Annotated in this window: 12 protein-coding genes; 4 read left to right on the top strand and 8 right to left on the bottom strand. The window is 71.0% G+C overall.

Annotated elements, in window-relative coordinates:
* Positions 1-2: 2 nt before the first annotated feature.
* Positions 3-488 carry a tripartite tricarboxylate transporter TctB family protein gene (locus AT699_RS20980; protein WP_020928744.1) on the bottom strand — a complete coding sequence of 162 codons (486 nt, stop codon included), beginning with the start codon at positions 486-488 and terminating at the stop codon, positions 3-5.
* Between the two features lie 193 nt (positions 489-681).
* Positions 682-834, bottom strand: a complete 153-nt coding sequence (locus AT699_RS31685; protein ID WP_155257637.1) for a hypothetical protein — start codon at positions 832-834, stop codon at positions 682-684.
* Between AT699_RS31685 and AT699_RS20975 the strand changes: the two genes are divergently transcribed.
* Together AT699_RS20975 and AT699_RS20970 are read left to right on the top strand one after the other, a co-directional pair.
* The gene (locus AT699_RS20975) at positions 833-2,218 is read left to right on the top strand and encodes a sensor histidine kinase (protein WP_024069750.1); all 1,386 of its coding nucleotides are present in this window, start codon (positions 833-835) and stop codon (positions 2,216-2,218) included. The two genes, AT699_RS31685 and AT699_RS20975, sit on opposite strands and share 2 nt — an antisense overlap.
* Entirely contained in the window at positions 2,215-3,510 is a 1,296-nt protein-coding gene (locus AT699_RS20970) for a sigma-54-dependent transcriptional regulator (protein WP_024069749.1), read from the top strand. The genes AT699_RS20975 and AT699_RS20970 overlap by 4 nt, the downstream gene beginning before the upstream one ends.
* Before the next feature lie 27 nt (positions 3,511-3,537).
* Here AT699_RS20970 and AT699_RS20965 read toward each other — a convergent pair whose 3' ends face one another.
* Positions 3,538-4,056: a CinA family protein gene (locus tag AT699_RS20965; RefSeq protein ID WP_024069748.1), complete on the bottom strand. Its 519-nt coding sequence runs from the start codon at positions 4,054-4,056 to the stop codon at positions 3,538-3,540.
* A 210-nt stretch (positions 4,057-4,266) separates the two neighbouring features.
* On the opposite strand from AT699_RS20965, the gene ku reads away from it, so the two are divergent.
* Together ku and ligD are read left to right on the top strand one after the other, a co-directional pair.
* Positions 4,267-5,220 (top strand): non-homologous end joining protein Ku, encoded by a 954-nt coding sequence (gene ku, locus AT699_RS20960; protein WP_006384468.1) that lies wholly within the window; start codon positions 4,267-4,269, stop codon positions 5,218-5,220.
* 2 nt (positions 5,221-5,222) lie between these two features.
* Entirely contained in the window at positions 5,223-7,847 is a 2,625-nt protein-coding gene (ligD, locus tag AT699_RS20955) for a DNA ligase D (RefSeq protein ID WP_024069746.1), read from the top strand.
* 75 nt (positions 7,848-7,922) lie between these two features.
* Here ligD and AT699_RS20950 read toward each other — a convergent pair whose 3' ends face one another.
* From AT699_RS20950 to glgX, 5 genes are all read right to left on the bottom strand, one after another.
* Positions 7,923-9,368: an amino acid permease gene (locus tag AT699_RS20950; RefSeq protein WP_049055625.1), complete on the bottom strand. Its 1,446-nt coding sequence runs from the start codon at positions 9,366-9,368 to the stop codon at positions 7,923-7,925.
* A 181-nt stretch (positions 9,369-9,549) separates the two neighbouring features.
* The gene (treY, locus tag AT699_RS20945) at positions 9,550-12,246 is read right to left on the bottom strand and encodes a malto-oligosyltrehalose synthase (RefSeq protein ID WP_024069744.1); all 2,697 of its coding nucleotides are present in this window, start codon (positions 12,244-12,246) and stop codon (positions 9,550-9,552) included.
* Entirely contained in the window at positions 12,243-14,360 is a 2,118-nt protein-coding gene (gene malQ / locus AT699_RS20940; protein ID WP_024069743.1) for a 4-alpha-glucanotransferase, read from the bottom strand. Before malQ ends, treY begins: the two co-directional genes overlap by 4 nt.
* On the bottom strand, positions 14,357-16,150 hold the full coding sequence (gene treZ, locus AT699_RS20935) for a malto-oligosyltrehalose trehalohydrolase (protein ID WP_024069742.1): 1,794 nt from the start codon (positions 16,148-16,150) through the stop codon (positions 14,357-14,359). The genes malQ and treZ overlap by 4 nt, the downstream gene beginning before the upstream one ends.
* Complete coding sequence (gene glgX / locus AT699_RS20930) at positions 16,147-18,258, bottom strand: glycogen debranching protein GlgX (RefSeq protein ID WP_053499551.1); 2,112 nt, start codon at positions 18,256-18,258, stop codon at positions 16,147-16,149. The genes treZ and glgX overlap by 4 nt, the downstream gene beginning before the upstream one ends.
* Positions 18,259-18,260 lie beyond the last annotated feature (2 nt).

The following is an 18,260-nucleotide window of genomic DNA, read 5'->3' as shown; positions in this document are numbered from 1 at the left end:
GTTCAACCCCAGCGCAGCATCGGGAACTGCAATTGCAGCGCCCAGGAAAAGACAATGGCGCCGAACAGCGTCATCGCGGCGGCCAGGATGGCAGCGCTTTTGTATGTGTTGGAGGTGTCCCCCAGGGCCGACACGAACACCAGCGCGAAGGTGGCTGGCAGGAAGCCCAGGTACTGGCCGATCACGATGAACAGCGCGATGCCGGCCGCGATGCAGGCCATGCCGCGCAGGCGCTCGCGCCGGGTGGGCTGCGGCAGCTGTTCTTCGAGCTGTTCTTCCTGGATTTCGTCGGGGTCGGGGCTGAGCGGGATGAGGATGCCCAGCGCCACGAGGAAGGCGCCCACCAGCATCGGGAAGTAGCCCGGCCCCATGCGGGCCAGTTCGCCGATGTTGTAGGAGGTGGCCTGGAAGATCGTCAGCGCGCCGCAGAGGGCGATGAAGGCGCCTCCCCACAGATCGCGTTTTCTAGAGAATATGGTGCTGCCCATGGCGTGCTCCCCGTTATTGTTGATGACAGCCTGCCGGCCTTGCCTGTTGCGGCCGGAAGGAGCGGGGGACTTTAAGGAGGACGGCTTGCATTCTGCTTTCGTCCGGCAGCCGCTGTATTGCGGGATAACCATGAGTCCGGCGCGCGCGGCGCGGCGGGTGTCTGGAAAGGTGAACGATCGCAGACGCCGATGTTCACAAAGCTGAACATCTGGTCGCGGAATCCGGCGAAATAACCAGGGCGGCACGCTTTTTGCCGCGCATCGGCGCGCTTGCGAAATCTTGCACATTGGTGGGCCCTTGTGGCCACGGCATAATCTCGTTTTGCCGTCCGACGCCGTCGATCATGTTTCGCTTGCCGCTCACCGCGCGTATCCCGCTGGCGGTTTCCCTGTTGTTCCTGGCCATCTCCGCCACGTTGATATCGCTGGCGCTGCATGGTCTGTCGCGTCAGTTCGACACGCAGATTTCCAACCTGGGACAGGTCTACCTGGATGGCCTGTCCGCCGCCATCCTGCCGGCCGTGCGTGCCGGCGATGGCGAGCAGATGACGGAGGTGTTGAACCGCGCGCTGGATACGCACCTGGGCGTGGTCGACCGGACGCTTGCGGTGGTGGCCGCCGATGGCCGCATGCTGGCGCACGTGGCGCGCTATCCCGAAGTCGAACCGGTGCCGCTGGCCCTGCTGCGCGAGACCCCTGGCAGCCGGGTCAGCCTGCGCTCGGAAGGCGTCTGGACCTGGCGGCTGCTGGACAGCGCGCGCCCCGAACTGGGGACCGTGGTCGCCAACCTGGACGTGAGCGATTTCCTGTCGCAGCGGCGCGGACTCGCGCTCGAGCTGGGGCTGGTCGGGTTGGCCATCGGCGTGCTGGGGGCGGCGCTGTGCTACGGCATGGCGCGGCGCCTGCAGCGCCCCATCATCTCGTTGACCCAGGCTTTGCGGGCGGCGCGCGCGGACCGGCCCCGCACGATGGACGTGCGCACCCGCGACCCGGAGTTGCGCGAACTGCTGGCGGCCTACAACTGGATGGCCGAGAGCGTGCGCGAGCGCGAGGCCCTGGCGCGGCGGCACGCCCACATCGAGCGCGAAGCGGTGCTGGGCCGCATGTCGGCAGCGCTGGCGCACGAAGTGCGCAACCCGCTGGGCGGATTGCGCACCGCCGTGCAGACCCTGCGGCAGTTCGGCGAGCGCGCCGAGGTGCGGCAGGAATCGCTGGGATTCATCGATCGCGGCGTGGAAGCGCTGCAGGCGGTGGTGGACGCCAGCCTGCGCACCTTCCGGCCGGGCGACGCGCGCTTGCGGCAGGCCGATGTGGAAGACGTGCGCCTGCTGGTGGCGGCACAGGCCGGCCGGGCCGGCGTCGAGGTGTCGCTGGCCTGCGCCGGGATGGGGCCGGACACGCTGCCCTTGCCGGCGGGGCCGGTGCGGCAGGTGTTGCTGAACCTGGTGCTCAACGCCGTGCAGGCCGCGCCACCCGGGAGTCCGGTGCGGATCGTGGCGCGCGCGCATGCGGGCGCCCTGGCCTTGCACGTGGCCGACCGCGGCGCGGGCCTGCCGCCGCAGGCGCGCGCCGCGTTGGCCGGCGAGCCCTCGGGCGGCGACGGCATGGGGCTGGGCATCGTCGCCGGCCTGGTGGCGGGCCTGGGCGGGCGGGCGCGGGTGTGCAGCCGCGGCCAGGACACGCGCATTTCCGTGCGCATTCCTTTACCACGCGAAGGGCAAACGCTGTGAACGATACGCAGGTGTTGTTGATCGAGGATGACCCGGTGCTGGGCGGCGCGCTGCTGCAGCGCTTGCGGTTGGAGGGCATGCGGGCGCAATGGGTGCAGAGCTGCGCGCAGGCGGTGGAATGGTTCCGCCGCTCGCGCCAGCGGCCGGCTTTCGTGCTGGCCGACATCCGCCTGCCGGACGGCTCGGGCGAGGATCTCTACCGGCGCCTGATCCCGTACCTGGCGCATGCCACCGTGGTGTTCGCCACGGCCTATGGCGACATCGCCCAGGCGGTGCGGCTGGTGGCGGCGGGCGCCAACGACTACCTGACCAAGCCCTACGATACCGATGCGCTGGTGGCGCGCATGCGTGCCGTCATCGCGGCGCACCCCGATGGCGCGGCGGTGGACGTGCGCGATAATCCCTTCCTGCCCGACGACCCCGAAAGCCCGCTGGCCCACGCGCTCGAGCGCCTGGCGGCCAGCGCCCTGCCGTTGTTGCTGGAAGGCGAGACCGGCGCGGGCAAGGACCGCGCCGCGCGCTATGCGCATGCGCGCTCGGCGTTCGCGGCGGGGCCGTTCGTGGCCGTCAATTGCGCCTCGGTGCCCGAGGAACTGGCCGAAAGCCTGCTGTTCGGCCACGCCAAGGGCGCCTTCAGCGGCGCGGGCGCGGCCCGCGACGGCTTTTTCCAGCAGGCCGCCGAGGGCACCCTGTATCTGGATGAAGTGGCCGAGCTTGCCCCCAGGGCCCAGTCCGCGTTGCTGCGCGTGCTGGAAAACGGCGAATACCGGCCGCTGGGCGACGCGGCCAGCCGGCGGATGGGTTGCCGCATCATGGCCAGCGCCAGCATCGACCTGGAACAGGCGGTGGCCGGGCGCGGCTTTCGCGCCGACCTCTATTACCGGTTGGCGGTGGCGCGGCTGGCGCTGCCGCCGCTGCGGGCCCGGCCAGGGGCGATCGCGCCGCTGGCGCGCGCCTTGCTCGATGAACAGGCGCAAGCGGGCGCCATGACGCTGTCGGCCGACGCGCTGCATGCGCTGGACACGCACGATTGGCCCGGCAACGTCCGGGAATTGCGCAACCGCATCGCCCGCGCGGTGGTCATGGCGGACGGCGCCATGCTGTCGGCCAGCGACCTGTTCCCCGAGCGTCGCCTGGCGCCGGCGGCGGACCTGGCGGCGTTGCGGGGCGACGCCGAGCTGCGCGCGATCCAGCGGACCATCGCCGAAACCGGCGGGCACCTGGGCGAGGCGGCGAAAAAGCTGGGCATTTCGCGCACGACCCTGTGGAAGAAACTGCGCGCGGCGCGTTGACCGCCGGCCGTGGCGCCGGGCCAGCCGTCATGCGCCGCGGCCTTTCGGCCGGGCCGCATGATGCCGCAGGAAGTGCTCGACGATGCCTTGCAGCGCGAATTCGGCGCTGGCCTGGCGGATCTGGTTGCGGCTGCCGCTGAACTGGCGTGTCGCGGTGTAGACGATGGGGCTGGCGTCGGCCGGCCCCGTCTTGAAGACCCAGGCGTAGCACTGCGTGCCGGCGGGAATGCGGTCGTCGGTGGCATCGGTGACGCCGGTGTTGGCCACCGCGACGTTGGCGGGGCTCTTGCGGGCCGCGCCCAGCGCCATGTCGCGCGCCACGGCTTCGCTGGTGAGGTTGTGGCGCGCCAGCGTCGATTGCGGCACGCCCAGGCAGCGCCGCTTGGCCGCCACCGAGTACACCACGAAGGCGCAGTCGAGCAGGCCGCCCGCGCCGGGAATGTCGGCCAGGGTGGCCGCGATCAGCCCGGCGGTGCAGGACTCGGCCGTGACCAGGGTCAATTGGTGTTCGTGCATGAACAGGGCGACGCGCTCGATGGTGTTCATCCGCAGGCTTCCACAGGGGATGCCGGCGGGCGCAGCAATTGGCGTGCCGGCGAGGCCGGCCGGGCCAATGCCGCGCGGGCACGCCAATTGCTGCGAAGCTGGCTTATGCTGGTGCCTGGGGCGTGCGCGGCAGCCACGATCCCTGGCATGCAGGCGGTCAACCGATACAGTGGACGGGGCGGCAATGACGCCCCGCGGGAGAGCGGCATCATGGCGACGCGAACCATCTGGAAAGGGGCGATTTCATTCGGGCTGGTGCATATCCCGGTGGGGCTGCACACGGCGACGACTGAATCGGGCGTGGATTTCGACTGGCTCGACAAGCGTTCGATGGACCCGGTCGGCTACAAGCGCATCAACAAGCGCACCGGCAAGGAAATCGACAAGGACAATATCGTCAAGGGCGTGGAGTACGAGGACGGCCAGTACGTCATCATTTCCCCGGACGAGATCGCCGAGGCCTACCCGCGCACCACGCAGACCATCGAGATCCAGCAGTTCGTGGATGCCGGCGAGGTGTCGTTCGTGTACCTGGAGCGGCCCTATTACGTGGCGCCGATCAACAAGGGCCAGAAGGTGTATGCCTTGCTGCGCGACACGCTGGCCAAGGCCGGCAAGATCGGCATCGCCAAGGTGGTGATCCAGACCAAGCAGCACCTGGCCGCGCTCATTCCGTCGGGCGATGCGCTGGTGCTGAACCTGATGCGCTGGGGCGACGAGGTCAAGTCCACCGAGGACCTGGACCTGCCCAAGGCGGGCGCCAAGGCCTCAGCGCCCAGCGCCAGCGAGCTGAAGATGGCGCGCATGCTGGTGGACGACATGTCGGGCCAGTGGGATCCGGAACAGTACAAGGACGAATTCAAGGCCGCGGTCATGGACCTGGTGGCCCGCAAGGTCAAGGCCGGCAAGACCGAGACGGTGATCGAGCCGCAGGAGGAAACGCCCGCCTATGCCGATAATGTCATCGACCTGACCGAACTGCTGCAACGCAGCCTGAAGGGACGCTCGTCCGGGAAGGCCGCGAACGGGGCGGGGAATGGAACGGGCAATGCGACGGCCAAGGGCAAGGCCGCGGCGAAGAAGACCGCGAAGAAGGCAGCCGCCCGGCCGGCGAAGAAGAAAGCGGCCGGCGCCAAGGCGGCCAAGACCCGCAAGGCGGCGTGACCATGGCCGATACCCTGGCGAAATACCGCGCCAAGCGCAATTTCAATGTGACGTCGGAGCCGGCCGAAGGCGGCCAGGCCAACGAGGCGGCGCGCGCCTTCGTGATCCAGAAGCACTGGGCCAGCCGCCTGCACTACGACTTCCGGCTGGAACTGGATGGCGCCATGAAGAGCTGGGCCGTGCCCAAGGGGCCCAGCTACGACCCGTCGGTCAAGCGCATGGCCGTGCAGGTGGAGGACCACCCGATCGCCTACAACCGTTTCGAGGGCGAGATCCCCAAGGGCCAGTACGGCGCCGGCAAGGTGATCATCTGGGACCGGGGCACCTGGGCGCCGGTGGGCGATCCGGCCGACGGCTACCGGCGCGGCCATCTCAAGTTCGACCTGCATGGCGTCAAGATGCGCGGACGCTGGGCGCTGATCCGCATGAAGGGCCGCGAGTCGGAAAAGCAGCCGCCCTGGCTGCTGGTCAAGGACCGCGACGAACACGCCCGCGCCGAAAGCGAATTCAGCGTGGTGGACGAGCAGCCCGACAGCGTGGCCACGCCGCCGCGGACGGGCGCGCGGGCCGTGCCCGCCGCGGCGCCCGGGGCGCGGCCGGATGCGGCCGCATCGCCGTCAGCATCGCCGTCATCGTCCGCGCCGCCGTCGTCGGACGCCGGGGCAGCGGGCCTGCCGGGCGAGGCGGCGCCCTTGCCGGAGCTGCTCAAGCCGCAATTGGCCACGCTGGTGGAAGGCGTGCCGCGCCAGGCCGGCGATGACTGGATCTACGAGATGAAGTTCGACGGCTACCGTCTGCTGGCGCGGCTGCGGGACGGCCAGGTGCGCCTGTACACGCGCAACGGCCACGACTGGGGGCCGAAGCTGCCGCACCTGGCGCGGGCGCTGCAGCGCCTGCCGCTGCCCGACGCCTGGATCGACGGCGAGATCGTGATGCTGGCCGACAACGGCGCGCCCAGCTTCCAGGCGCTGCAGAATGCCTTCGACGGCGAACGCACCGACGGCATCCTGTTCTACGCGTTCGACCTGCCCTACGTCACCGGCCGCGACCTGCGCCAGGAGCCGCTGCGCGTGCGCCGCGCGGTGCTGGCGCGGGTGATGGAGGCCGCCGGCGGCGATCCGCTGCGCTTTAGCGAAGCCTTCGACGCGGCGCCGGCGGACCTGGTGGCCTCGGCCTGCAAGATGGGGCTGGAGGGCATCATCGCCAAGCGCCTGTCCGCGCCCTACGTATCGCGCCGCAGCGACAGCTGGGTCAAGCTCAAGTGCGCCCGCCGGCAGGAATTCGTCATTGCCGGCTATACCGATCCCAAGGGCGCGCGGGTGGGGCTGGGCGCGCTGCTGCTGGCGTACCACGACGAGGACGGCGGGCTGGTCTACGCCGGCAAGGTCGGCACCGGCTTTGACGACATGGGCCTGGCGGCGCTGCAACGCCGCCTGAGCGCCCTGGAAACGGAGCGGCCCGCCGTCAAGGCGGCCGGCATTGGCCGCGGCGTCCATTGGGTGCGTCCCGAGCTGGTGGCGGAAGTGTCGTTCGGCGAATGGACCGCTTCGGGGCATGTGCGCCACCCCGTGTTCCGCGGCTTGCGCACCGACAAACCGGCGCGCGCGATCACCAGGGAGGCGGCGATGGGGGCCGATACGATGCAGTCCGACAATGCGGCCGGCAAGACCGGCAACGCCAAGACAGGCAAAGCCAAGCCCGGCAACGCCAGGACTGGCAAAGCCAAGGCGGGCAAGGCCAAGCCAGGCGCCGGCAAGCTGACCCACCCGGAACGCATCATCGATCCGTCCACGGGGCTGACCAAGCTGGACCTGGCGCGTTACGACGGGCTGGTGGCGCCGCTGCTGCTGCGGCACCTGAAGGACCGGCCCGTTTCCTTTCTGCGCGCCCCGTCCGGCCTGAAGGGCGAGTTCTTTTTCCAGAAGCACCTGGAGGCGCCGATGCCGGGCGTGCGGCCGCTGCCGCAGGAACTGGACCCGGATCATCCGCCCTTGATGGAGGTCCCGACGCCGCAGGCGATCATGTCGGCGGCGCAGATGAACGTGGTCGAGTTCCACACCTGGAACGCGGTGAAAAGCGCGATCGACAAGCCCGACCGCATGCTGTTCGACCTGGACCCGGGCGAGGGCGTGGCCTGGCCGTCGATGCAGCAGGCGGCGCGGCTGGTCCACGTGATGCTGCGCGAAATCGGTTTGCGCAGCTGGCTCAAGACCAGCGGCGGCAAGGGCCTGCACGTGGTGGTGCCGCTGCGTCGGCAATACGACTGGGACACCGTCAAGGCGTTCTCGCAGGCCATCGTGCAACACCTGGCGCGCACGCTGCCGCAGGTGTTCGTGGCCAAGAGCGGGCCGAAGAACCGCGTCGGCAGGATCTTCGCCGACTACCTGCGCAACGGCTTCGGCGCCACGACGGTGGCAGCCTGGTCGGCGCGCGCGCGGCCGGGCATGGGCGTGTCGGTGCCGCTGGCCTGGGACGAGCTGGACGAGGTCCGGGCCAGCGACCAGTGGACCATCGCCAACATCCACACGCGCCTGGATGTCGGCGACGCGCCCTGGGACGACTACACGCCGCAGGCGCTGGGCGCAGCCATGAAGGCGATGGACTTCAAGCCGGATTCGGGCGGGTAGGGCGCCTCGGCGCCCCGATCCAGCCATTGACCGACGCCGGGGCCGGTCAATGGGCCGGGGCTTGGGGCTGGCGGCCTACTCGGCTCCCGCCGGCGCCAGTTCCGCTTCGGCCCGGGCGCGCGTACCGATGCCGAACACCTGCGCGACGATGCCCATGGCGACGATGACGCCGGCCAGGATCGAGGTGTAGACCACTTCGTTGCGGTAGGTGCCTTCGATCACCATGGTGACGAGCGCTGCGACAATGCAGACGATCACCGCGTACGTCAGCCACGGAAACAGCCACATCCTGAATTCCAGCCGCACGCCGCGCGCCTGCAGGCGCTGGCGCATGCGCAGCTGCGAGAAGGCGATGGCCAGGTAGACGAACAGCGCGATGGTGCCCGTGGCCTGCATCAGGACGTCATAGACGTCCATCTTCGAGGTGGCCATCATCCAGACCGCGGCGAAGGCGAACAGGCTGGAGATGAGCACGCCCACATACGGCGTGCCGGTCTTGCGCCCGGTGATCTGCATGACGCGATGGGCGTCGCCGCGCCGGGCGAGCGAATAGAGCATGCGCGAGGCGGTGTACAGCGCCGAATTGAAGCAGCTGCATACCGAGGTCAGCACGATGAAGTTGACGATAAGTTGCGCGTGCGGGATGCCCAGCGCGTCGAGCGCGACGTTGTAGGTGCCCTGGGTCGGCTCCGTGAGGCCCGGCGCGTTGTACGGCACCAGGCAGACCACGATGAAGATCGACCCCACGTAGAACAGGCAGATGCGCCACACCACCGAGCGCGTGGTCTTGATGATCTCGCGGCCCGGGTCGGCCGATTCGGCGGCGGCCACGGTGACGATCTCGGCGCCGATGAAGGCGAACATCACGCCCAGCAGGGCCACCACCACGGACTTCGGGCCGTTGGGCATGAAGCCCTGGCTGGTCAGGTGGCTCCATCCCTTGGCGTCGCCCCACGGCCACAGGTGCGCCAGCGCCAGGCTGCCCATGACCAGGAACAGCACGATGGCCACCACCTTGACGAGCGCGAACCAGAATTCGAATTCGCCGTAGTTGCGCACGTTCAGGAAGTTGACGACCAGCAGCGACACGGTCACCAGGAGCGCATAGCCCCAGGCCGGCACCAGCGGGAACCAGCCGTGCAGGATCTGCCCGGCGACGTAGGCCTCCCAGCCCATCAGCAGGGCCCAGAAGTACCAGTAGAGCCAGCCGATGGTGAAGCCCGCCCAGCGCCCGATGGCGCGATCGGCGTAGGTCGAGAACGAGCCGGTGTCCGGCTGCGCCACCGCCATCTCGCCCAGCATGCGCATGGCCAGGATGACCAGTATGCCGCCGCCGACATAGGCCAGGATGACGGCGGGGCCGGCCAGGGCGATCTGCTTGCCGGAGCCGACGAACAGCGCCGCGCCGATCACGCCGGCGATGGACATCATTGTGAGGTGGCGGGATTTCAGGCCGCCCTTGAGTTCGGTATTTGGGGTGTTTGCCAACTGTCTTCTCCTCTCCGGATGCGCGGGGGCCATGGCGCGTCCGCCATCGGAATGGAAAAGAGGCATGTCCCCTGCCGGTTTATCGCTTTTGGGCGCACTGCTTCGGGCGTATCGCGCCAGGCACTGCGCCTACGAGCATACGCCCGGCGGGGCCGTCGTTGCCATTCATGCCATGTCCTGTTGCAAGTGCGAGCATCTGTTGCTTGGATAGGGGTTACTTTGCAATCACGCATAACGCGACGGGGCTATCGCGCAGCAGGTCGGCCAGGTCCCAGGCCGTATCGGCATGCCGCGACGACAGCAGCTCCAGCAGCGGGCGCGGCATATCGTCCGGCGGCAGCAGGCGGGTGCCGGACCAATGGGCGCTGGCCGTCGCGGCGTCGGCCCGCGCATAGCCGGCGATCGCCGTGGCGCACAGGCGCGGCACGACGACCAGCATGGCCTGATCCTCATGGCGCCGCAGGAAGGCCAGCACATGTTGCGCGCGCGGTCCCTGCGCGGCAACGGCTTGCAGCGTGCCGTCGCGCAATAGCGCGGGATGGCGCGCGCGCAGGGCCAGCGCGCGCTGGATCAGCGCCTGCTTGACCGCGCCGCTGCGCCATGCGGCGGCGCCGGTGTCGATGGCGGCGTCGCCGCGTGGCGCGGCGGCCAGCAGGGCCGCGCGCCCGGCGTAGTCGACCGGCCGGCGATTGTCGGGATCGACCAGGCTGAAATCCCACAGGTCGGCGCCCTGGTACAGGTCGGGCACGCCGGGCAGGGTATTGCGCAGCAGGGTCTGGGCCAGGCTGTTGATCAGCCCGGCGGGCGCCAGCCGCAGCGCATAGGCGGCGATCTCGCGCAACAGCGCCTGGCCGTCGGTGGTCGTCGACAGGGCGTCGAGCGCTTGCGCGGCGGCGTCTTCATAGGGGGCGTCGGGCGCGGTCCAGCGCGTGTGCAACTTGGCCTCGCGCAGGGCCTTCACCTGCCACTGCGCCACGCGCGCCAGGTAGGCGCCGACCGCGTCGGGACGGGCGGCGATATCATCGGGCGCAAGGTCGAGCGGCCAGGCGCCGACCAGCGTCTGCAGCAACAGATAGCGGTCGGCGCGCGTGGGCATGCCGTCGCGGGCGGGCAGGCGTTCGATCCAGTCGCGGGCGGTGGCGATCCAGTCCTGCGGGATTTCGCTCAGCGCCGCCAGGCGGCAGCGGCTGTCTTCGCCGCGTTTGTGGTCGTGGGTGGCGGTGGCCAGCATGGCGTCGGGATGGCGGGCGGCCCGGGCGGCGCCGGCGTCGAGAAAGGCTTCGGGTTGCAGCGCGAAGCGCGCGGGACTGGCGCCAACCTCGTTGCGCGAGAGCAGCGGACCGTAGCGATAGAACAGCGTGTCTTCCAGCGCCTTGGCGGCCAGCGGCGGTGTCAGCTGCTGGAAGTGGCGCAGGGCGCGGGCGCGCGCGTTGCGCACGGCGTTGGCCGCGTTCTCGTCCTGGGGCTGGCCGGGCGCGCCGTCCAGCCATTGGTCCAGCAGGCGCAGCAGGCGGTCGTCGGGGTTGCCGGGGGCGGCCCCCAGCGCGCTGCCGGCGGCGGCCAGCGCCGCGCGCCAATGGCTCGCGTCGGCGCCGCCGCGCCCGCCGTCCTCCGCGTAGCTGCGGTACGCGGGAAACGCCGCCAGCAAGGCCGTCACGGCGCGATCGATCGCCGGCGCGGCCCAGTCGCGGGTGCGCAGGTCCAGGCGCGCCACGCGCGTCAGCGCGCGTACCAGCACCAGCCGTTCGGCGGCGAAGTGGCGCGCCAGCATGAGTTCGCGGGCGCCGCGCAGCTGCGCCGACGGCGTCCGGGTGTCGCCGCTCAGGGCCTGCCAGAATTGCGCCAGCGGTTCACGCGCGGCGGGCGCGTGCAGCAGCGCGCCGACCTGGTCCATGAAGTCATAGCCGGTGGTGCCGTCGGCGGCCCAGCGCGGGTCGATGCGCTCGTCATCGGCCAGGATCTTTTCCACGACCAGATAGGGTTCGGTGGCCAGGCCAGCCCGCGCGCGCGCCGGCGCCGCCTGGGCCAGCGCCGCGCGCAACCGGCGCAGGTAGGCGCCCGGCGCGGCCAGGCCGTCGATGTGGTCGATACGCAGCCCGTCGAGCAGGCCTTCGCGGTACAGGCGCAGGGGCAGGGCGTGCACGGCGTCGAATACGACGTCGTCCTCGACCCGCACGCCAACCAGCTCGTGGATTTCGAAGAAGCGCCGCCAGTTGATCTGGTCGGGCGCGGTGCGCCACCAGGCCAGGCGGTAATGCTGGCGTTCCAGCAACTGGTGCAGGCGGCGCCGGCCGGGCATCGTGTCCGGCGCATGCGCGGCGCACGTGCGCGCGGGGCTTTGCACCGGCAAGGGCGCTTCGGCCAGGGGATAGCGCTGGCCGCCCACCACGATGGTGTAACCCTGGGCGCGGTCGTGCGCCAGGACGATGGCGCCGGCATCCAGGCATTCGCCGTACGGATCGGGCAGCACCGGCAGCAATACCTTGCCGCGCAGGGCGGGGTCGGGGGCGCGCCAGTCGATGTCGAAGCAGCGCGAATGCGGGCTGCGTTCGCCGTAGCGCAGCACGTCGGCCCACCAGGGGTTGGAGACGTCGGCGGCCATGTGGTTGGGCACGATGTCGGCGATCAATCCCATGCCGTGGGCGCGGGCCTCGTCCGCCAGGCGCCGAAGGGCGGCCTCGCCGCCCAGTTCCGGGCTGACCTGGCCATGGTCGATGACATCGTAGCCGTGGGTGGAGCCGGCGCGCGCGCGCGTGATGGGCGACAGGTACAGGTGGCTGATGCCCAGGTCGGCCAGGTAGGCGACCTGGGCGCGCGCGTCGTCCAGGGTGTAGCCGGCATGCAGCTGCAGGCGGGCGGTGGCGCGCGGGCGCAATGGCGCGCGCGTGGCGGACGGGTTGGCGCCGTTCATGGCTTGCGCCCTCGCAGGGACCGTAGCGGCGCCAGCCGTTCGCGCGCGGCGGGCGCGTCCAGGCAATCGGCGGCGGCCAGCGGCTGGCGCTGGCGCCAGTTGGGATGGCGGCTGTCGGCGCCCGGCAGATTGGGCTGGTCGACCATGCCGGTGGCGTCTTCCAGCGGCACCAGGGCCAAGGGACACGGCGCCGCCGCCACATAGGCCAGCAGCGTAGCCGCGGGAACCTGGTCCGGCGCGGGTTCGGGCGGCTGGTGGGCATGCGCGCGCACGGCCTGCCACAAGCTTTCGCGATCGGCGGCGCGCGCGGCGCGCAGGTCGGCCGCGCTTTCCTGCGGGCCCAGAAGATCCAGGCTGGCGCGCCAGTCGATGTCGCGGCCGCGCCACCAGCCTGCCAGCGTGGGCAGGTCATGGGTCGTGGTCATGGCCGCGGCCTGCGCGGGCCAGGCGCCCGGCGCCGTGAACGCGGCGGGCGAGGGCGCGGCGGACGCTTCGCGCATGAACCACAGCACGTCCATGCCCAGCAGGCCGTGTTCGCGCAGCGCGTCGTCGAAGCCCTCGGGCACGGTGCCCAGGTTCTCGCCGATCATCAGCGCCCGGTGGCGCCAGGCCTCCAGCGCCGTCAGGCGCAGCAGCGTGCGCAGCGGATAGCGCAGATAGGCGCCGTCGGCCGCCGCCGCCCCGTCCGGAATCAGCCACAGGCGCGCCATGCCCAGGATATGGTCGATGCGCAGCCCGCCCGCCTGCGCCAGGCCGGCGCGCAGCAGGGCAATGAAGGCGGCGTAGCCCGATTCGCGCAGCGCCTGGGGCGACAGGGCGGTCAGGCCCCAGGCCTGGCCCAAGGGGTTGTGAATATCGGGCGGGGCGCCCACGCCGGCGCGCCGCATCAGGTCGGCCTGGTGGCTCCAGGCGTGGCTGCCGGCGGGGCTGGCGCCGATCGCCAGGTCCGCGATCAAGCCGATGCGCATGCCGGCGCCACGGGCTGCCTGCTGCGTCTGCGACAGGCTGACGGCGGCCAGCCATTGCGTGAATTGATGAAAGTCCAGTTCACCCGCCTGCGCCTGGGCGAAGCCGCGGGTCTCGTTCGAGCGCGGGTCGCGCAGCCCGTCGGGCCAGGCGGTCCAGTTGCGCGGCGCGCCGGGCAGTTGCGCAAGGTTCTCGTGCAGCGCCTCGAACAGCGCGTGGTCGCGCAGGTCCTGGCCGCCGGCGCGGCAGAATGCCTGCAGCGCCTGGCGCTGGTCCGCGGTGGCCGTCTGCTGGAAACCGCGGTGCAACTCGCGCAATAGCCGCTGGCGCGCCCGCGCGGCCTGGGGCCAATCGATCAGGTCGCGTTGTTCCAGCGCGTGCAGCGCCTGTTGCGCCGCCGGCCCCATGCGCGCAAGCGCCGCGCGCACGGCCTCGGCGCCGAGCACGGCGGCGGGATCGGCGTACAGCGTATTCAGGAACAGCCGGCTGGAGGGCGAGTAGGGGCTGTATTGGCCGGGGTCGGCGGCAAACATGGCGTGCACCGGACTCATGGCCAGCGCGTCGGCGCCTGCCGCGCCGGCGCTGATGGCCAGGTCGCGCAGGGCGCCGAAGTCGCCGAAGCCATGGGTCGCCTGGACGGGATCGGCGGCCTGCCGCCGCAGGCTGTAGACCTGCGCGGCCAGGCCCCATGCGCGCGGCTCGGGTTCGTCCAGCAACAGGGAGGGCGGCGGCGCGCTGGCCGGCGCCACCGCCAGGGTGGTGACGCCGCCCGGCAGCGCCAGCGTGTAGTAGCCGGGCACCGTGGGCAGGATGAGTTCTGGCATGCCGGCCGCGTCCGTGGTGGTGTGGCCGGCCAGGGCGCGGGCATGCGCGGCGCTGATTTCGTAGGCGCCGGCGCAGGCGGGCGGCAGCCGCAGCCTGCCCCCGGCTACCGCGACCATCATCGCGGGCAGCCGGGCCTGGCTGCGGGCCGCGGCCAGCCGCGCGTGGCTGTCGCGGATATCGGCCTCGCTGTCGGCGGGCAGGTCCATCGCGCGCAGCAGGGCGCGCAAGGTGTCAGGCGCGACCGCGCGCGGCTGCTGGCGCGCGTCGGTCCAATGCTCGGCCAGGCCGGCGGCCATGGCCAGCGCCGAGAGCGCGACGCTCATGCGGCGTCCTCCAGCAGGTACACCGCGCTGTCGCCGCACACGCTGCCCGTGGCCAGCGCGGCACAGGCGCCGGGCAATGATTCGAACAGCAGGTCGGCAAACCCCCCGCTGGGCGCCAACGATTGCGGCAGGGGTTCGGGCGCTGCGCCCAGGTTGGCGTACAGCGTCAGCACCGCGCCATCGCCCAGGCGCCAGCGCGCGTGCACGCCGCGTTCGCCCAGCGCCAGCGCGCCCAGGCTGGCGGCGCCGCGCAGGCGCGGCGCCAGCGCGCGCTGGCGCAAATGCAGCAGCGCGCGATAGTAGGTGAGCCAGGTCTTGGCGTCATCGTTCTGTTCCGCCGTCCAGGGCTGGCTGCGCGCGTAGGTGGCGGGATCATCGGGATCGGGCAGCGTGGCGGCGTCGGTGCCGCTGAATTCGGCGAAGGACGAGAACTCGCGCCGCCGGCCCTCGCGCACCGCTTGCGCCAGGGCCGGATCCGTGTGGCTGGTGAAATACAGGAACGGCGATTCGCTGCCGATTTCCTCGCCCATGAAGATCAGCGGGATCTGGGGCGACAGCAATTGCAGCGCCACCGCCGCGCGCAGCCGGTCGGCCGACGGCACCAGCCGGGTCAGGCGGTCGCCGTGGGCGCGGTTGCCGGTCTGGTCGTGGTTCTGCAGGAACAGGACGAAGGCCGTGGGCGGCAGATGGGCGCTGGGTTCGCCGCGCGGCCGGCCGCCGCGGTGGGCGCTGGGCTGGCCTTGATAGAGCCAGCCCTGTTCCAGGCAGCGCGCCAGCGCCTCGGATGGCTGCGCCGCATAGTCGGCGTAGTAGCCTTGGGACTCGCCGGTCAGCAGGTGATGCAGGACATGGTGCGCGTCGTCGTTCCATTGCGCGTCGTAGCCCGCCTGCAGCAGCGACGCGCGATTATCGTCGTTCTCCAGCACCAGGTGGACGTGGCGTCCGGGCAACTGGCCGCGCACGTGCTGCGCCAGTTCCTCCAGCCAGCCATGGCCGGCGATGGCGTGCACCGCGTCCAGCCGCAGGCCGTCGAAACGGTACTCGCCGAGCCAGTGCAGGGCATTCTCGGCGAAATAGCGGCGCACCGCCGCCTGGCGAAAATCGATGGCCGCGCCCCAGGGGGTTTGGATATCGTCGCGAAAGAATGGCGCGGCGTAGCTGGCCAGGAAATTGCCATCCGGGCCGAAGTGGTTGTAGACCACGTCCAGCATGACGCCCATGCCCAGGCCATGGGCGCTGTCGATCAGCGCCTTCAGGTCGTCGGGAGAGCCGTAGGCGGTGTCGGGCGCATAGGGCAGGACGCCGTCGTAGCCCCAGTTGCGGGGTCCGGGGAAGTCCGCCAGCGGCATCAGTTCGAGCAGGGTGACGCCCAGTTCGGCCAGCGCCGGCAGGCGCTGGCGCAGGCCGGCGTAGCCGCCCGCCAGCCCGGCGTGGACTTCGTACAGCACGGTCTCTTCCCATGGCCGCCCGCGCCAGCCCGGATGCCGCCAGGGGTAGGCGTCGGCGCCGGTGACGATGCTGGCGCCGTGCACGTCGTCCTGCTGCAGGCGCGAGGCGGGATCCGGCACCAGGGTGCCGTCGCCGAGGCGATAGCGGTAGCGCGTGCCGGCGCCGCAATCGACGTCCACCTGGGCGTAGCCTTGCGCGTCGGGGTGCAGCGCGATGGGCGCGCGTCCCTCGATCACCAGCGCCAGCCCGGGCGCGGCCGTCGGCGCCCACAGGCGAAAGCGGGTGCGGCCGTCGGGCAAGGGCAGGGCGCCGAAGGAGAAAGGTTCGGGCCAGGCGCTCATGATGCTTGTCCGGGGACGGGCGCGGCGGCCAGCAGCAGCAGGCTTTGGGCCTGCACCGTGACTTCGGCGCCATGGACCGGCGCGGCCGCGGCCGGCGCGGACGAGTCCAGTTCGCGTATCCAGGCCAGCGTCGGCGACGGCAGGGTGAACGGCTGCGCTTCGCTGCCCGGATTGAGCAGCAGCAGCGTGACGTCGGCGCTGCCGTCCTCGCGCAGGGCGGCGCGCCGCAGGGCCATGGCCTTGGCGCCGGCGTCCTCCCAGGATGCCGGTTCGATGGGGTGGCCGTCGGGGTTGAACCAGTCGATGGCGGCCACGCCCGGACATATCTCGCGCGCGGCATCGCCGTAGCGGGCCGCGCGCAGCGCCGGGTGGCCGCGCCGCAGCGCCAGCGCGCGCGCCACCATCTGGCTCAAGGCGCGGCCTTCATCGCTTTGCGCCTGCGTCCAGTCCAGCCAGGACAGCGGGTTGTCCTGGCAGTAGGCGTTGTTGTTGCCCTCCTGGCTGTTGCCGAATTCGTCGCCGGCCAGCAGCATCGGGGTGCCATCGGACAGGCACAGCGTCGCCAGCAGCGCGCGCTGCACGCGGGCGCGGCGCTCCAGCACCGCTTCATCGGTGCTCGGGCCTTCCTCGCCCCAGTTGCTGCTGTAGTTCTCGGGATGGCCGTCGTCGCCGTTTTCGCCGTTGGCCTCGTTGTGCCGGCCGTCGTAGCTGACCACGTCGCGCACGGTGAAGCCGTCGTGCGAGGCCACGAAATTGACGCTGGCCCAGGGGCGACGGTGGCGGCGGTCGAATACGTCGCGCGAACCGGTCAGCCGGGCCGCCATGTCGCCGCGCTGGCCGTCGTCCCCGCGCCAGTAGCGCCGCACCGTATCGCGGTAGCGATCGTTCCATTCGGCGAAGCCGGGCGGATGGTTGCCCAGCTGATAGCCGTCCGGGCCGATGTCCCACGGCTCGGAAATGAGCTTGGCATGCGCCAGCTCCGGGTCCTGCAGCAGGGCGTCGAAGAAGCCCGAGCCGGGATCGAAGCCGGTGCCTTCCCGCCCCAGGGTGACGCCCAGGTCGAAGCGAAAGCCGTCCACGCCGTAGGAACGCACCCAGTAGCGCAGCGAGTCGGTCACCATCTGCAGCACCCGGGGGTGCGACAGGTTGACCGTATTGCCGCAGCCGGTGTCGTTGATGTAGTGGCGTTCCTCGCCCGGAACCAGGCGGTAGTAGCTGGCATTGTCCAGGCCGCGCCAGGACAGCGTGGGGCCCAGCTCGTTGCCTTCGCAGGTATGGTTGTAGACCACGTCCAGGATGACCTCCAGGCCGGCCGCGTGCAGCCGCCGGATGGCCTGGCGCAGGTCGTTGGGCCCGTGCTGCAGATAGGAGGGTTCGGGCGCGAAGAACGACAGCGTGTTGTAGCCCCAATAGTTGCGCAGTCCGCGTTCGAGCAGGAAGCGGTCCTGCAGGAACGCGTGCACCGGCAGCAGTTCGACGGCGGTGACGCCCAGGCGTTGCAGGTGTTCGATGAAGCGCGGGTCGGCCAGCGCGGCGCTGGTGCCGCGCAGCGGCTGGCGCAGGTCCTCGCGCTGCATCGAGGCGCCGCGCAGGTGGACTTCGTAGATGACGCTGTCGCTCCAGCCGGTGCGCGGGGGCTTGCTGTTGCCCCAGTTGAAGGGCAGGTCCTCGGCGACCACCGCCTTGGGCATGGCGGGCGCGCTGTCGCGGCGGTCCATCGTCAGGTCGGCGCGGGCGTGGTTCAGGCGGTAGCCGAACAGCGCGTCGCTCCAGTTCACGGGGCCGGTCAGCTGGCGCGCGTACGGGTCCAGCAGCAGCTTGTGCGGATTGAAGCGATGGCCGTTGCGCGGGTCGTACGGGCCGTGGGCCCGCAAACCGTAGACCAGCCCGGGCTGGGCGTCGGGCAGGTAGCCGTGCCAGATCTCGTCGGTGCACTCCGGCAGGTCGAAGCGGCGCAGTTCCTTGCGGCCGCGGCTGTCGAACACGCACACTTCGATGCGCGTGGCGTTGGCCGAGAAAACGGCGAAGTTCACGCCCAGGCCATCGCTGACGGCGCCGAGCGGATAGGGCTGGCCGGCGGTCATGCGGGTCAACAGAGAGGGATCCATGG

Origin of the sequence: Achromobacter xylosoxidans, from assembly GCF_001457475.1 — a bacterium.
GTDB lineage: Bacteria > Pseudomonadota > Gammaproteobacteria > Burkholderiales > Burkholderiaceae_B > Achromobacter > Achromobacter xylosoxidans.
The sequence above is the reverse complement of the archived record's forward strand: the minus strand, read 5'-3'. Positions and strand labels throughout refer to the sequence as shown.

Coding starts and splice junctions, on each gene's coding strand:
- treZ (WP_024069742.1), bottom strand. CDS start 16,150: ATGAGCGCCTGGCCCGAACCTTTCTCCTTCGGCGCCCTGCCCTTGCCC.
- AT699_RS20975 (WP_024069750.1), top strand. CDS start 833: ATGTTTCGCTTGCCGCTCACCGCGCGTATCCCGCTGGCGGTTTCCCTG.
- ku (WP_006384468.1), top strand. CDS start 4,267: ATGGCGACGCGAACCATCTGGAAAGGGGCGATTTCATTCGGGCTGGTG.
- AT699_RS20980 (WP_020928744.1), bottom strand. CDS start 488: ATGGGCAGCACCATATTCTCTAGAAAACGCGATCTGTGGGGAGGCGCC.
- ligD (WP_024069746.1), top strand. CDS start 5,223: ATGGCCGATACCCTGGCGAAATACCGCGCCAAGCGCAATTTCAATGTG.
- glgX (WP_053499551.1), bottom strand. CDS start 18,258: ATGGATCCCTCTCTGTTGACCCGCATGACCGCCGGCCAGCCCTATCCG.
- AT699_RS20950 (WP_049055625.1), bottom strand. CDS start 9,368: ATGGCCCCCGCGCATCCGGAGAGGAGAAGACAGTTGGCAAACACCCCA.
- AT699_RS31685 (WP_155257637.1), bottom strand. CDS start 834: ATGATCGACGGCGTCGGACGGCAAAACGAGATTATGCCGTGGCCACAA.
- treY (WP_024069744.1), bottom strand. CDS start 12,246: ATGAACGGCGCCAACCCGTCCGCCACGCGCGCGCCATTGCGCCCGCGC.
- AT699_RS20965 (WP_024069748.1), bottom strand. CDS start 4,056: ATGAACACCATCGAGCGCGTCGCCCTGTTCATGCACGAACACCAATTG.
- malQ (WP_024069743.1), bottom strand. CDS start 14,360: ATGAGCGTCGCGCTCTCGGCGCTGGCCATGGCCGCCGGCCTGGCCGAG.